Here is a 16,586-nt window from a genome sequence, read left to right as displayed (position 1 = left end):
ATCTGGCGATCTTGGAAAACAGAAAAAGCACCGAGTAAGATTGATTTATGTAAGCAATAAATTTTATTAAGATCCTGCTGATGTTTATACAGCTTCAACAATAGAAAATATTATTATATTGCTCAGGAAACATTGACGATTCTATCTATGGTAATTTCAAAAGATATTTTGCTTTCATCCTAAAACAGTATGTTATTCAGCTCGATTTAAACGTGTAAGAGTTGAATCAAACAATTTGCCACAGCTACCGAATTCAATTATTTTTCTAAAAAATTCGCATCTAATCTTAATGGAAGCCATATTTTGTCGTAGTGTGATTTTACTTTTGTTGTTAAATCAAGGGGATGCCGAAAACCTATAGAGTAGGCATAAATTATTAACTAAAATTATGGCAAATTATTATTGTGAGTATTGTGGCACTAAGGCTTCAAGTGTATCAAGTCTAACTTCAGGTTATTGTGGTAGACATCCTAACGGCGCTTCTAAGGGAAAACACAAATTATATGAGGGAAGCGAAAAATCTCAGTATGTCTGTAAATATTGTGGAACGAAAGCCTCTTCAATATCAAACCTAACCTCTGCTTATTGTGGCAGACATCCTAACGGTTCTTCTAAAGGAAAACACTCACCTGCTTTGTAAAACAATTGTTTTAGTCAAATAAACTTTGATATTGCAAAAGATTTTTGTGGGAATATTTGTCAGGACAAAAATATCCGTTTCAATAATGATGCCTTGTAAATAAAAACATTTTTTTTTACACATTTTCAATTGTTTCCTAATTGAGATTTTATGACCATCAGGATATTACCTTTAATTAGAGAATAAAGAAGATCATTTTTTGACAAGATTTGACACAAATTAGAGCCTTATTTCAAGAGCCAAGCCATTGTTAGTTCCAAAGGCTTGGCTTTTAAACTTTAGTAAAAAATACATCTATTCCATTAATTAATATAAATCAACCTTATTTAAAATAATCCCATATAAACAGCATGGGCTGAATTTCTTGAATGTGTATAGAAAAAAATGAAATAAAATGAATAACAAAATATCCATAAAAACAATCGGCGACTTGCTGAAATATAATTTCTACATTCCATCCTTTCAGCGAGGCTATCGATGGACAGGACAACAAGTAACAGATCTATTGAATGATATTAACGAATTTTCACCAAAAGAAATTGCCAATTCTGATGAAAAAACTTGGTATTGTTTACAACCAATAGTTGTAAAACAAAAAAGTGAAAATAAATGGGATGTAATTGACGGTCAACAACGATTAACCACAATATATCTAATTCTGTATTATTTGAACCAAAGTGATACTGAAAAAGGAAGTGTTAAATTATTTGAGTTGGAATATGAAACACGAGAAGGTTCAGCAAATTACCTAAGAAATGAATTGGGAAAAATAGAAATTGACGATTCAAATATTGATTATTTCCACATTTCCATTGCCTATCAAACTATTAAGAGCTGGTTCCAAGAAAAGAAAGTGGAAAAATCATTTGAGGATAATTTTAAAGATTGTACCAAAATCATATGGTTTGAAACTTCAAAAAACGAAGATTCGATAGATATTTTCACAAGAATAAACAGCGGAAAAATCCCACTTACAAATGCTGAATTGATAAAAGCTTTATTCCTAAATAGTTCAAACTTTGCAAACGCAGATACAGAAAAACTTCGATTAAAACAATTAGAAATAGCATCTGAATGGGATAGAATAGAATATTCCTTACAAGATGATTCCTTTTGGTATTTCATCAACAAAGGTGAAAACAATTTGGAAACGAGAATAGAATTTATTTTCAATTTAATGTCAAACAAACCTAGTGATGATAAATATTCAACTTTTTATTTCTTTAATAAAAAATTCAACTCTAAATCGGAAACTGAGATAAACGATAATTGGCAGGAAATAAAAATATATTTCCAAACGCTTGAAGAGTGGTTCTACGATAGAGAATTGTATCATAAAATTGGCTATCTAATTACAACTGGAACAAACATCAAAAAAATCATCAACCAGAAAAGAGAAAAGACAAAAACAGCGTTTTTGAATTGGATAAATAATGAAATACAATTCAAATATAGAAACGTGAATTTTGAGCAAATAAAATATAATGATGGATCTGTACGTGAAATTTTACTTCTGCACAATATTCAATCAATGCTCAAAAATGTAAATGAAACTAATCGATTTCCTTTTGACAAATATAAAAAAGAGTATTGGGACGTTGAACATATTCACGCCATTGCAACAGATGTGAAAGTGAATAAGGAAAACCAAGTTGATTGGTTAAAGAATAACTTCGTCTATTCAAAACCCCATCAAGATAAAGACAGAAATAATCAAATTGAACAAATTATACAATCAGGCAACAGCATTGATGAAAATGAGTTTGATAACATTATCGATTATGTTTTAGGCGAAGAAGATAACAGTTTGCAAAATCTTTGTCTATTGGACAGAGGAACAAACCGTTCTTATAAAAATGATTCGTTTAAAGAAAAGAGGAAAAAAATCATCCAAAGAGAAATTGAAGGAACTTTCATTCCAATTTGTACCAAGAATGTTTTTATGAAATATTACTCTTCCAGCGTAAAAGATATTGAAGTATGGAATGAAAATGACAAAAGATCATATTTAAAAAAAATTAAAGAAGAAATTACTGAATATTTACCATATACCGATTTAACTGAAAATGAACAATAATCCAACATCTGAAAAATTAACTTTTCTTGAGTTAATTAGTAAACATAAAATTGAAATCCCTGTTATTCAGCGAGATTATGCTCAAGGAAGAGAGGGAAAAGCAGAAATAAGGACCAATTTTTTAAAGGCTTTACTTGAGGTGGTTGATGGTAATAAATTAGAGTTGGAATTAGATTTTGTGTACGGAAGTGTTAAAAAGGATAAAGAGGATAATACAACTTTGCAACCTCTTGATGGGCAACAGCGATTAACAACTTTGTTTTTGTTGCATTGGTTCCTTATGAACAAAGAAAACAAAATAGACGATGAGTTGAAAAATTTGTTAACGAAATTCACTTACGAAACACGAGCCAGTTCACGAGAATTTTGCAACGATTTAATCAATAAGGGAATTGATCATAACAATTTATTAGAAACAGATTATTATGATAAAGGAAAAACAAAACCGAAAAATAATGAGTTGTCCAAGACAATCATTGATAGTCCTTGGTTTTTCCTTTCTTGGAAAAGAGACCCGACAATAAAATCAATGCTTACTATGTTAGATGCATTCCAGCAAACGTTTCAAGGTGAAACGGATGGATGGAACAAACTCAACAACATTACTTTTCACTACATAGAATTACAAAACTTTGGTCTTTCAGACGATTTGTATATCAAAATGAACGCAAGAGGTAAACCTCTAACTAATTTTGAAAACTTCAAAGCAAAGTTTGAACAATACATCGAACCTAATTGGGAAAATAACGTTGAACCAACAGAGAAATTTTCACATCAAATAGATACACTTTGGGCCGATTTATTTTGGGAAAATAAAGAAAAAGCAGAAATAATTATTGACGAACAAATTCTTAATTTTTTCAGAACAATAGCCGTACTTAATTACACCCTGAAAACATCAAACAGAGATGAAATTTTTGAGAATAATATTAAGGTTTTAAGAAGTCTTGACGAAAATGGTCGTCTTATTGATTTGCCGATTTCATTCAATCATTATTTGGTGTTAGACAGTTTTGACGAGGGATATTTTAAAACTTTGAAAGGTGCTTTAAATAAATTGGCTAAAAAAAATGGATTGAAGACATTTATTTCAGAGGTCCCTTTTATAAATATTGAAGAAATATTTATTCGTACAATAAAAAATGAGCTATCAATGCCTGATTTGGTTATTGCTTTTGCCTATTATCAATATTTGGCATTAGAAGAAACCATTGAAATAGAAAAATTAAATAGTTGGTTGCGTATTGTTCGAAACCTAGTGGAAGGTAGCAGATCCTATTTATTCAATAATGCTAATGAATTTGCAAATGCACTACACTCTATAAACGAATTGCTGCAACATAGAAATTCGATCGAAAATTATTTTGCAGAAACACAAATCAATTCCCTTTCGGGTTTCATAAGGGAGCAAGTTGCAGAAGAAAAACTAAAAGCACAGTTGATTACAAAAAACGATGATTGGAAAAACACAATAATTGGTATAGAAAATCACCAATATTTCAATGGTCAAATTGGTTTTATATTACATTGGAGCCAAATAAATAACGAACCTAACTTGATTAGATTTAGGGAATATTCCGAAAAATCAAAAGCAATATTTGGTTCTAAAGGTTTAAACAGTTTTGACAATTTTATTTTTGAAAGAGCTTTATTAGCCACAGGAGATTATTTATTAAGAAAGAGAAAAAATTACAGCTTTTTAATCGACCATGACCGTGATATTAGTTGGAAGAGGCTTCTTAGGGATGATAATGAAAAACGGGATTTTTTAAAGCAACTCGTTGATAAAGTATCTGTATTAAATTTAAATCACGACTTACAAAATATTGTTGATGAATTTTCTGATAAAAAAGATTGGAGATATTATTTCATAAAACAAGGTGAAATGATTTCTGCTTGTGGGAAGCAAAAACTAATAAGACGGGATAATGAATATGATATTCTTCTATTAGGGTCTACAGCAACAAGTGGTTACCATAATGAATATTATTCTTATTCTCTATTTATTGAATTAAAAACTAAGGACAGTTTAACTGATATTTCATATTACCCACAACGATCAGTGAATGATAAGAAGTATCTAATTTTTAAAAACAGGCAAATTGCATTTGATTTTAGCTCCCAAAAGTTCGCTTGGACAAAAGATCACGATTGGAATAACAAACAAGAATTTGAAAATAGAGATACTGTCATTAATTATATAACAGAGCAAAAAAATCAAGAAATAATCATAGAAGAAACTTTTATTGATGATTTGAATCCTATCCAATAAGATATGTTAATTCGTTAAGATGGGTATTATTGGAGGTAATTTAGGGATAAATGATTAGGTAATTATTGAGTAGTAAATGATTACCGAGTGACCCATTTTCATTTAATGTTCAAAACCGTATTGATAAAGGAAGTATTTTATCACTATTCAATAAAATCAAATAACTTATACTGGGATTAACCCACGACACATATTGTCTTACTCTCGAGATATCTTTGTCAAAAAAGATAGATTTATGGAAAGTATTACAAAGAAACAAATTCTGGAAAGTATCGGGAAAGTGTACGAACAATCTAAAGATTGCAAGCTCGAAAATTCATTTTTTGACAGTATCAAATCTGAACTTCATACACTTTCCCAATATTTCAAAACAACTGATACTCAAACTCTTTTTATCGCAATGGTTTTCGCTCTAAATTACAGGGGCGACACTGTAGATTTGAATGATTTAATAGATTATTTTGATTGTAACCCAATGAAAATCCTTGAATATAGCGATGATTTCGAGTTTCTACATAAAGTTGGGATTTTTGACAAAAGGAAATCAAAACACCGTGTAAAATTGGCAGGAGCTAATGATCAATTTACAATAGATGAAAAAATCACAGAAGCTATTTTACAGAATAAACCATTGCCTAAAATTGTTGACAAGGAATTAAATGGGATAATAGATTTGTTAGAAAAGTTATACAAATTGGGTGACCAACGTGACAAGGAGAAAATTTCAACTATTGAACTGTTTAATGAAGTTGATAAATTGATTGATGGAAACAACCATTTCCCATTAATTGCGAAAGTTAAGCAATTTAATTTCAGTACTGAGAATGCTTATTTGTTTTTATATCTAGTGTGGAAAACAATAATAGGTAACCAAGCCACTGAAATTGGAAGAGCTTTAGAGGGCATTTATGATAGTACTGTAGAGAAAGTTAATGAGACACAAGCCCTATTGTCAGGAAATCATATTCTTATTAAGAATAATTTTGTTGAAATTATTGAAGCTCAATTTTTCAATGATACAGAATTAAAATTAACGGATTATTCTCTTCAACTTTTAACTGATTGTGATATTAAACTTTTTCTAAACAAAAAGAAAAAGGAAAACATCATTTTTCCCGCAGAAATTGGTTATCGGGAATTGGTATTTGACAAGGATGAGATGAATCAATTAGATATTCTTCAAAATTTGCTCCAAGAAGAAAAATTCCATGAAACGCAGGAAAGGTTAAAAAATAAAGGATTACCGAAAGGAATTGCCGTTTTGTTACACGGTGAACCTGGAACAGGAAAAACCGAAATTGTAAAACAACTGGCAAAAGCAACCGACAGAGAAATAATGAAAGTAGAGATCAGCCAGTCAAAATCTATGTGGTTTGGAGAAAGTGAAAAAATCATTAAACGCATTTTTACAGACTACAATGCCTATGCAAAAGAATGTAAACTAACCCCTATTTTATTATTTAACGAAGCTGATGCCATTATTTCTAAAAGAAAAGAAAACAGTAACTCCAATGTGGCTCAAACAGAAAATTCTATTCAAAATATTATCCTTGAGGAGATGGAAAACTTTGAAGGTATATTAATGGCAACTACCAATTTAGCTGATAATTTGGACGCTGCTTTTGAACGAAGATTTTTATTCAAAGTACATTTCAACAAACCCACAAAAAAGGTTAGAGCTAAAATATGGAAATCAAAATTACCACATTTTGATAATCAGAGTTGTCAAATACTTGCAGAAAAATTTGACTTTTCAGGTGGGCAGATAGACAATATCATCCGCAAAAGTGAAATACAGGAAATCGTTCGCGGTACTGTAACAAACTTTGAACAAATACAATCATTTTGTAATGAGGAATGTATCACCACAAAAACACCTAAAGTTGGATTTGTTTACGCGCAAGATTAATATTAAATGTCAATACATTTTATTGCAACAGATACTCCGGCGAATTTCAATTAATTACACCATACTGTAAGGTTTCACGAAATTGTCACAACCTTCCGATTAGGAAGAACAAAACACAAAAACGTTCAGTATATTAACGCATCAATTTATCCTAAGTTATGTCAAAAAGAGAATCAATAGCAAGGTATAATCTCATTATTAAAAAGTTAAGAAAGCGACCTTCAACATTTGCTGAAATTGAAGAATATCTTGCTTTGGAATCGGAAATTCAAGCGTATAATTTTAATGTTTCAAAACGTACCTTTCAACGTGATAGAGACGATATTCGGTCATTGTATAATATCAATATTATGTTTGATTTTACTAAAAAAGTCTATTACATAGATTTCGACGAACAACCTGAAGCAAATGAAAGGATCCTAGAAGCTTTTGACACCTTTAACGCATTGAATTTGACCGATAGATTATCTAAACACATACATTTTGAGAAGCGAAAACCGCAAGGCACAGAACATCTATATGGAGTACTTCATGCTATTAAAAATCAATTTCTAATAAAATTTGTGTATCAAAAATATTGGGAGGATGTTTTATCTGAGCGTCTTGTAGAACCTTATGCTTTGAAAGAATTCAAAAACAGATGGTATGTTTTGTCAAAAGATTTAGGAGACAACAAAATTAAGAGCTTTTCTCTTGACCGCATTAATGGCTTGGAAATTTCAAGAAAGAAATTTCAGTTCCCAAAGGATTTTGATGTAAATGAACATTATAAATATTGTTTTGGAATTATTAGTCCGAATGATCTTAAACCTGAAAGTGTAATCCTTTCTTTCAATGTGTTCCAAGGGAAATATATCAAATCACTACCATTACACGATTCTCAAGAAATTTTGATTGATAATGATGTTGAATTAAGAATACAGCTCAAACTATTTATTACTCACGATTTCTTCATGGAACTTTTATCCTATGGGGAAAATCTGAAAGTTATAGAACCACAAAGTTTGATTCATGCTTTAAAAGCAACTGTTAAAAAGATTCAAAGGATTTATGAGATCTAACAATCAATCAACGGTTCGAATCTGCCACACCCGGACACAAAAAAAGCCCGACCTAAGTCGAGCGTAAATCTTATTCTCTTCCTTTTGTAGTACTTAAGAAAGGCTCTAAATACTAAATACTTTATACTAAATACTACGCACCGGTGGCAGGATTGCTTCAGCCCCACAAGCCCCAAACTCTAACCCTGAAGCTCCTTCGGATCGAACCACGGTTCGAATCTGCCACACCCGAACACAAAAAAAGCTCGACCTAAGTCGAGCTTTTTTGTGTCGGGGTGGCAGGATTCGAACCTACGACCTCCACATCCCAAATGTGGCGCGATACCGGGCTACGCTACACCCCGAAAAGGTATCACCTTTGATTTTGTGTGGCACAAATATAAGGGGATATTTTTTAAATCCAATACCTTAAATAAATTTTCTATGTAACCCACTGACTATTTGATGGATATTTTTAAAATCCATCGTAAAAAGCTGCTAAAAAGGCTATTTTAAGGTCACATCCAAGTACACCGAATGACGTCCATAAGTATCATAGAAAGGTTTATAAACCACTCCATCGATCTTGAACTCCAATGCCTCTGGATTGCCACTGATGGATTTCCCTAAATCTTTTGCATCCAAAGTAACCTTTCTCCACTCTTTTTGAGGCTCAGTTTCTTGTGCGGCCAATAAAATCGGTCCGTAGAATAAACTTGCAATATTGGGTTGGTCCATTACTGGATTTAAATGAAAGTCAAATGGCATGGTCAATTCAATAGTATCTCCATTTTTCCAATCTCTCTCAATGGCTAAATAGCTTCCTGGTTTAGCATCAACTTTTTGATCCTTGCCATTTATTTTCACAAAGAATCCTTTTTTTGCCCAGCTTGGCACACGTACATTCACAGCAAATTTTCCATTGCCCTTGATGTCCAAACGGGTACTATTCTGTTTTGGATAGCTGGTAGTCTGTGTTACTGTAATGCCTTTCTCCTTCCAATCCAGTGTAGATGGAATAAACAGGTTCACATAAAGTGCATTATTGTCTTTACTCTTAAAATAGATAGTGTTCTGCAATTTTGTACTGCTTTCGATTGCGGTACCATTACAACAGGTAAATCCTTTCATATCAGGGTTTCCAAATTGCTTATTTGCACCCGGCCTTAATGAAACGTGATAGGTATTCGCTGGACTATTCTCTGCCACTGAAGCAAGGATATGGTTGTAAAGTCCTCTTTCGTAATAATCCATCAATTCAGCACGTTGATCGAAGCGGAACAAGTCACTCGTCAATTTCAGCATGTTGTAAGTCGCACAGGTTTCATTCTGTCCACCAGCTGAAAAACCATTTTCATATAAGGTAGCTGGTTGGCTGATGAAACATTCCGCATTCGCTGGATTACGTGCTCCTGCTACCCCACCAATGCTATACATATAGTCGTTGACTGCCTTGTACCAAAAGTTATCCGCAATCTTGAAATAATTAGGATCATTGGAAGCTTTGTACATTTCGATGCTCCCAACAATCTGCGGTATATGCTGGTTGGCATGCAAGCCACGGAAGGTATCAACATTTTTTGCAAGACCGTGAGTGTGTTCTGGGTCGCCGTAGAACATTTTGATATTATCAAACAATTGAGCGGTAGTAAGGAAATGTGGATTCTTAGTGATCTCATATAACCTCGCCATGGATTCATTCATCCCTCCAAACTCACCTGCGATATAGGTATTCCACATTTTGATCAGGTTATCTTTCGGGATTTTATTCAATCGCTGATAAACCCACTCTCCCATTCCTTCGGCTACCTCTAATGCTTTTTTGTTACCAGAAACCTGGTAGATATCAATAAGTCCTGCCAATATCTTATGCAGCGTATAATATGGAGCCCAAACTTGGGTAACCTTCGTACCATAGGTAGCTCCATTTTCAAGCATGATAAATTGGTCTGGCGGATAGGCACTGATAAAGCCTTCGCCCCAATTCCAATAATCCGTACGGATTCCAGCTTCGGTCAGGTCAGAATCAAAAGCGGATTTGCCTGGACCAACGGGAATAGCAGTGGGATCTAACACATGTTCGCCTCCATTTTCTTTTGCCTTTCCAGATAATTGCGCCAGATCATACAGGGTATTGACCATGTAATCCATCTTCTGGGCAAAGTTGTCTTGGAGCGCCTTATCATAAGCTGTACTTGCATAGGCTTGTGCAATAGCTGTAAGATAATGCCCTGTGGCATGTCCGCGGAGTTTGGTATCCTGACTGTCCCACACCCCTAATGGAATGGCTCCAACAGGCTGTTTCTGACCAAAGGCATGGCGGAACATATACAAGAAAGAATTGGGATCCGTCTTGGCCAAAGTATTAACGAACTTATCGCGGTTTTCAATAAACTTAGTTTCTTCATTATTGCTATCCGAATTCAAGGAAACTTGGCTCAGCTCAAAAGGCAATAATTTTTCAGTTGGGGCTCTGGTATTCGCAAAACCTTTCACGGTCACATAAGCTTTTGGTTTCAGATCAGTGCCAGGAATGCGTCCAGTTACCACATATTCTCCTGCCTTCAGGACCGCATCATTATCGATGTCCGCAGGCCACAGGACGCGAACTTTAGGTCCTTTCATGCCTTCTTTATAATCACCATCCACATAGGAAGGCAATCGAGGAAGATCACCCAAGGCGGTTTCCACTTTGACATCCGAGACCTTAAGTAAATATTGATTGTACAACTGCGCCTTTGTCAATTCATAGGTTGGCAGGTCATCCTCAGCCTTACCCATCGTCTTCTTGTCCTGACGAACGGCATTCTGACCATTAAAATAAATTCCAGAAACTTGTTTTTTGGTCAATGCAACTCTATAGATGCGGAAATCATGGACTAAAGCATTTAAGGTAGGACCCTCAGCCGACAAGGATTTTCCGATATTGAACTTCCCAGAGCTATCAAACAGCTTGGCAATCTCTTGCGGAATTTTATTGCCTTCAGCAACTTGTTTTCCATCCACATAAGTAACAATGTTTTTCGAAAACACATCGACTACAATAGCAACATGAAGCCATTTATTCAATGCAGGCACCGGAGCGATGGCCCCTGCTTTAGTTTCTCCTTGATCTGTAATCAAAGCCTGAAAGCCTTTTTGGGCAGAAGTACCAAAAGGCGCAGCAAAGAAATGTTGGTTTTTATCCTTTCCAAAGTCAAAGATATATTGTCCAGTGCCATCAGATTTCAAGGAAAGCCAAACCGAAATACTTAAAGACTCCAAGCCGTTTAAGGTACCGGAAGGCAAGGTCAGATAATCATCCTTTGCCCCAGAAAGCGAAAGCACATTACCAAACTTTTCATCTTTAATGAATTTGGGCTGGTTGTTTTTGGAATTGGCATGCAAGCCATTCCTTGACCAATCCTTGAGATTGCCATCAAACACATATCGCGCGATCATGCCCGTTTCACCAATTCCATCCAATATCTGATCTCCTGACTCTTGAGCAACCAACAGGTTTACTCCACCAATCCAAATGATCAACAATCCAAATATCTTTGCCATGCTATTTGTAAGACCCATAAAAATTCTTGAATACTTAAATAAATAATGTTTTTCCTAATCTAGATTTCTCAGATTATAAAGTTGGAAAAAAACTTCCTACATCTTCAATCCCTTTTTAGCCATTATTTGCAGGATTTTAACTTCAGTAAAAAAACAAAAGAGCCATCGGTTGATGGCTCTTTCTAGGTTTAGGTTTTAGTTTAACAATAATTAAAATTTTCCAGTTCTTTTATCCCACCACATCTGTTCACCCCAAACAAAATCTTTCAGTTTTTCTGCTTCTTTATTTACATTGACAGCATTATACAGGTATTCATTGTTTGGATATGGTAATCGGAATGGCTGATCGTTATGCGCATTGCCATAAATAGAGTTCAGTGAAGGGTAATTGGTAGATGGAATTCCGGTACGACGGTACAGGGTCCATGCTTCGAAATTATTCTTGAACAAGGCCACCCACATATCCCAATAGATACGTTCTTTCGTATTGTTCCATTTTCCTTTGCCAGCCAAATATTTCACGATATCAGCTTCCGCAATCTGGTTGTCTTCCATAGAAATCCTGACTGCTTTTTCATAAGCCTGTTGAGCGGTCATTTTCACATTGTAACCAAGCATCGCCGCTTCAGCTAGGATATAAAAAGTCTCAGAAGATTTATAGAATGGCGTAAATCCTACAGGATCATTCATGTATTTATCACCAATGAATGAAATGGAAGTTAAGGGAGTAGGTCCGCTTTTTGCTCCATTTTGAAAGCCACGGTAAACTCCATCGGAAGTTTTGTTGGCTACTTTGGCAATCCTTGGATCTTCAGTTTCCAATAAATGATCGATAAAAATATCAGCCATCCCAAAATTGTCTATACGCTTGCCTACGATACCGTTGTTATACCAAGGTTCGTAATATGGAGCTGCTCCAGGATATTTCAGGTAACAGTTCTCGGCATTGGTTTCCAAAACTGGGTATTTGGTTGAATTGCCTGCAATCTCCTCAATGGTCGATTTGGCTAAAGCTGGAGCTACCCCAGAAATACGCATGGCAAGGCGAAGGCGAAGGGAATTACAGAACTTCTGCCATTTTTCCATATCGCCCTTGTAGATAAAATCGCCGGCACCCAGCTCATCTGTCCCTAATCCTGCCGCCATTTCATCAGCAATGGTTTTTAAGTCTTGCAAAATCTTAGGATAAATATCTTCTTGCTTATCATAAGCTGCCTTTAGGATATTGCCCTTATCTTCCGCTCCTTTCAAGGCCTCTGAATAGGGGACATTGCGCCATCCATCGGTCAAATAGGACCACATATAATTTTGCCAAATACGGGACACAAAACGGATGTTTTTATAACCATCCGGACTTGCATCGGTTAATTTCATCAGTTCCTGCAACTGCGTGTTGTTATAGTAACATGCAGCCCATCTATTACCGAAGGTATTATTCGTAGGGACCAATCCTCCCATATAGTCCATGTACTGGATCTTCACAATATAGCCTGCAAACGTTCCGTAGCCATCCACATCACCCCCAAACGATTCACCGGTATTGCGCAAAACATTGGCTAAGATATTGGTTGGCGGCACCTCGGTCAGCGCATCAGGATCAGTGTTGACTTCTTCAAAAGATTTGGTACAACTTGATGTTGCCAGCCCTATCATCAAAAAGCAAGCAACCGTATATCTATTAAATTTAATTCTCATGATTTCTGTTTTCTTAAAATGTAACCCCCAACTTAAGACCGATACTACGTGAAGAAGGCACTGAAGCTTGCTCAAAACCTACCCCACGGCTATCACTCGATACACCTCCTGTTTCAGGATCTATCCGCATTGTATTGGATTTATGTGTCCAAAGCAGCGCTAGATTGGATCCGATCAAAGACAGATTTACTCGTTTGATACCACGCATGTTCTGTAGGTATCTAGAAGGAACATTGTAGGATAGATATGCTTCCCTTAGTTTCAGGAATGAACCATCAAAAACATAGGTCTGAGCAATACCACCGCTTTCAAACCATGTTTGCGCATCAGTTTCGATTGTATTTTCAACCCAGTTTCCGTTTGCATCCTGCATTACGAATTTCTCATCGGTCATCACATCTCTACCTGCCACGATAGCCTTTTCACGAATTCCGTTCTCAGCAGTGATGGCTGCTACCCCCGCTGTATAGGAGTGGCTCATGGTTTGTGACCAGATATCCCCACCAACGCGTAAGTCAAACATAAAGCCCATGGAGAAGTCCTTGTACCTGAAATCATTTCGCCAACTGGCTAAAAACTTAGGAGTAGTATTTCCAATGATCTGGGCATTCTTATTGACTACCAAACCTCGGTTATTAACTTTGATCGCTCCTTTCATCGGTCCGTCTTCAACACGGTCGTATCCGCCACCAATCAACGAGCCCCAACGTTCACCTTTGCGGGCAACATTGGCAATACCCCAAGTCCATCCAATCTGATAAACATTTAAGTCCAGCTCTGGATAGAGTTCGATAACCTTACTGTTATCTTTGGCATAATTGATATAGGTCGTCCAATTAAAGCCTTCTTCTTTTCTAATCACATCCCCTCTTAATTGCACCTCAACACCTTTATTCTCAATCTCTCCAGCGTTTAGCAGCATGGAACTAAATCCAACAACATTGGAAGTCGTTACTGCCAAGATCTGATCTTTGGTTGATTTATAGTAGTATACTACATCGGCATGGATTCTATCATCCAAGAAACCGATTTCGGTACCAATCTCCCAGGTCCTAATTTGCTCTGGTCTCAGGTTCGCATTCGGGAATACCATCGAGCGGAACATTTGTGCTACTCCTCCAAATGCATTGTTCTGTGGATAGTAATATGCTCTATTCTGGTATGCTGTCGTACCCGCACCAATCTCTGCCCAACCACCTCGGATCTTCCAAAAGTTCAATACACTATTTCTCAGACTCGGGAAACTACTCGTAGGCAACCAGCTCATACTGATAGATGGATAAAAGAAATCATCCTTGATCGTCGAACTCCAATCATTTCTGGCCGTCAAGTCCATATAGATCTGGTCCTTCCAGCCTAGATTTGCAGTCGCAAAAACAGAATTCGAACGGACATGGCTATGGTCCATTGTGGTAACCGCATCACCAACCCTATTTGCAATGGTATATACTCCCAGAACCGTCAAAGCATCCGCTCCCATTACATTGGTTTCCCACATCAGGTTCCTGTAATTCGCTCCAGCAGACGCCAAAACGTTGAAATCACCGAATTGCTTGTTGAAGGTTGCAATGAAATCGAGGTTTAATTCTGTATTGTCTGTCTTGCGGTCACGGAATCCACCATAAGGAAAGGCACTGTTGTAATAATTCTTTTCAAAGGCCTTTAAATTGTAATAATCCAAACCGGCACGTCCTTCGAATTTCAAGAATTCAAAAGGTTGGTAATACAAGGAACTCTTTCCGAAAAAACGATCCCTTTTATAGGAATTCGTATTCTCATAGATATTGAAATAAGGGTTCACATGGTAATTGGTATTCCAGTTGTAATAGGTATAGTTTCCTTGTTCATCTCTTTGGTCCCAATTATCTTTTAGGCTTTGCATATTGATTTGCCTACCCGACCATATAAAACCGTTCATTGGGTTGTTACCATCATAACCTTGGTTAAGGATGTTATCACTCTCTGTACGGGTGTAATTGGTGCTGACATCAAAGGAAACTTTTTCTGAGATGTTAGTATTGTTGTTCAGCTGTAAACTATATCTTTTTTGGTCCGTATTCGGAACTGTACCATTTTGATCCCTAAATGACAAGGAAGCACGGGTGCTTGATTTATCGCTTTGGGCCAAAATAGAAAGGTTATGATTCATCGAGAATCCAGGCTGGAAGAAGTCACGGATATTATCTTTTTGGGAAACCCACGGTGTAGGAGTCCGAACCCCATTATTCACCGGACTATCAAATTGCGGCAAATTCAGGCCAACATCTAAACGTGGTCCCCATGACTCATCGAATCCATCCCAAACACCTGTTTGCCCTGTTCCATCCACATAGGCGAAACCTTTAGTTTGCGCATAATCTTGATAAGAGATTTTGCCATTCGATGCTTGAAAGTCATTATAGTGTTTTTCATCACCATTATAACCTTGACCATATAGGTTTTGGACCTTAGGCAAGTAGGCAGCTTGATCGACAGAGAAGTTACCATCATAGGATAACTGTATGCCCTTGTCACCTCGTTTACCCGATTTGGTGGTAATTAAGATTACACCATTACCAGCACGCATACCATATAAAGCAGCTGAACCACCTTTTAGGACGGTGATGGTTTCGATATCTTCAGGATTGATATCATTGATCCCTGATCCATAATCGACACCAGAATAGGTATTGTCGCCCGAACGCTGGGTATCGTTGGAAATAGGTACTCCATCCACCACGATCAAAGGTTGCTGATCAGCCTTTACAGAAGAGTTACCCCTTAAACTAATCCGGGATGATGCACCTACCGTACCGCCAAATTGATTGACCTGAACACCTGCTACCTTTCCAGATAGCGCACTGGTCACATTCAGCTGGCCAGCTTGGGTCAACTCTTTCGCCCCGACTTCCTGCACCGTAAAAGGCAAGGATTTCTTTTCCCTAGAAATACCTAATGCAGTGACCACGACTTCATCAAGTCCTTCTGTACTGGGGTCCAGAATGATTTCAAGAGTGGTCTGATTTGATAAGTTGATAACTTTTCTGCTGTACCCCAAAGCCGAGACATTCAACTGTCCAGCTTGATCATAAGAGAGGGTAAATTCACCATTGGCACCAGTTTGAGTCGCAGTACCATTTTTCAATGTTAATGTAACTCCTGAAATTGGTGCTCCGCTTTCGTCGACAACTCGGCCTTTAAGTTGCGTTTGGGCAAACAAAACGGTCGAGAAGAATAGACTAGCTGCCAAAGAGGTAATAAGTCTTTTGTTCATCTAGTTAGTGTGTTTATTGGTTATTCAATTTCTGACTAGCTAATTTCCAAAGATTTAGGACAGGATAGTGACCGTATAATACCCTATTCTAACCATATTTTAACCTTAACATTTATAAATTAACCTTTCGATAAATATTAGCGCAATCAAGAAA

The 16,586-nt window shown here is 36.3% G+C and carries 7 protein-coding genes and 1 tRNA gene; 4 read left to right on the top strand and 4 right to left on the bottom strand.

Going from position 1 to position 16,586, the window contains the following annotated elements; translation table 11 throughout:
- Positions 1 to 1,034: 1,034 nt before the first annotated feature.
- From ACK2WI_RS07865 to ACK2WI_RS07850, 4 genes are all read left to right on the top strand, one after another.
- Positions 1,035 to 2,717, top strand: a complete 1,683-nt coding sequence (locus ACK2WI_RS07865; protein ID WP_409150279.1) for a DUF262 domain-containing protein — start codon at positions 1,035 to 1,037, stop codon at positions 2,715 to 2,717.
- A complete protein-coding gene (locus tag ACK2WI_RS07860; protein WP_409150278.1) occupies positions 2,707 to 4,989 on the top strand; it encodes a DUF262 domain-containing protein in 2,283 nt (760 codons plus the stop codon). Before ACK2WI_RS07865 ends, ACK2WI_RS07860 begins: the two co-directional genes overlap by 11 nt.
- 235 nt (positions 4,990 to 5,224) lie before the next feature.
- Positions 5,225 to 6,898: an ATP-binding protein gene (locus ACK2WI_RS07855; protein ID WP_409150277.1), complete on the top strand. Its 1,674-nt coding sequence runs from the start codon at positions 5,225 to 5,227 to the stop codon at positions 6,896 to 6,898.
- Positions 6,899 to 7,056: 158 nt separating this feature from the next.
- A complete protein-coding gene (locus ACK2WI_RS07850) occupies positions 7,057 to 7,959 on the top strand; it encodes a helix-turn-helix transcriptional regulator (protein ID WP_409150276.1) in 903 nt (300 codons plus the stop codon).
- 270 nt (positions 7,960 to 8,229) lie between these two features.
- Here ACK2WI_RS07850 and ACK2WI_RS07845 read toward each other — a convergent pair.
- From ACK2WI_RS07845 to ACK2WI_RS07830, 4 genes are all read right to left on the bottom strand, one after another.
- Positions 8,230 to 8,303 (bottom strand) — tRNA-Pro (locus ACK2WI_RS07845).
- Between the two features lie 142 nt (positions 8,304 to 8,445).
- Positions 8,446 to 11,484, bottom strand: coding sequence for a beta-L-arabinofuranosidase domain-containing protein (locus ACK2WI_RS07840; protein WP_409150275.1), 3,039 nt, complete (start codon positions 11,482 to 11,484; stop codon positions 8,446 to 8,448).
- Between the two features lie 210 nt (positions 11,485 to 11,694).
- Positions 11,695 to 13,179 (bottom strand): SusD/RagB family nutrient-binding outer membrane lipoprotein, encoded by a 1,485-nt coding sequence (locus ACK2WI_RS07835; RefSeq protein ID WP_236736516.1) that lies wholly within the window; start codon positions 13,177 to 13,179, stop codon positions 11,695 to 11,697.
- 13 nt (positions 13,180 to 13,192) lie between these two features.
- Complete coding sequence (locus ACK2WI_RS07830; protein ID WP_409150274.1) at positions 13,193 to 16,432, bottom strand: SusC/RagA family TonB-linked outer membrane protein; 3,240 nt, start codon at positions 16,430 to 16,432, stop codon at positions 13,193 to 13,195.
- Positions 16,433 to 16,586: the final 154 nt, after the last annotated feature.

Source organism: Sphingobacterium sp. BS-2 (assembly GCF_046161205.1).
Taxonomy (GTDB): Bacteria; Bacteroidota; Bacteroidia; order Sphingobacteriales; family Sphingobacteriaceae; genus Sphingobacterium; species Sphingobacterium mizutaii.
Note: the sequence above shows the minus strand (reverse complement) of the source record. Positions and strands in the feature narration are given on the sequence as shown.

Excerpts from the sequence above, each read along its gene's own strand:
- ACK2WI_RS07865 (WP_409150279.1), top strand. The coding sequence starts at position 1,035 with ATGAATAACAAAATATCCATAAAAACAATCGGCGACTTGCTGAAATAT.
- ACK2WI_RS07860 (WP_409150278.1), top strand. The coding sequence starts at position 2,707 with ATGAACAATAATCCAACATCTGAAAAATTAACTTTTCTTGAGTTAATT.
- ACK2WI_RS07855 (WP_409150277.1), top strand. The coding sequence starts at position 5,225 with ATGGAAAGTATTACAAAGAAACAAATTCTGGAAAGTATCGGGAAAGTG.
- ACK2WI_RS07850 (WP_409150276.1), top strand. The coding sequence starts at position 7,057 with ATGTCAAAAAGAGAATCAATAGCAAGGTATAATCTCATTATTAAAAAG.
- ACK2WI_RS07840 (WP_409150275.1), bottom strand. The coding sequence starts at position 11,484 with ATGGCAAAGATATTTGGATTGTTGATCATTTGGATTGGTGGAGTAAAC.
- ACK2WI_RS07835 (WP_236736516.1), bottom strand. The coding sequence starts at position 13,179 with ATGAGAATTAAATTTAATAGATATACGGTTGCTTGCTTTTTGATGATA.
- ACK2WI_RS07830 (WP_409150274.1), bottom strand. The coding sequence starts at position 16,432 with ATGAACAAAAGACTTATTACCTCTTTGGCAGCTAGTCTATTCTTCTCG.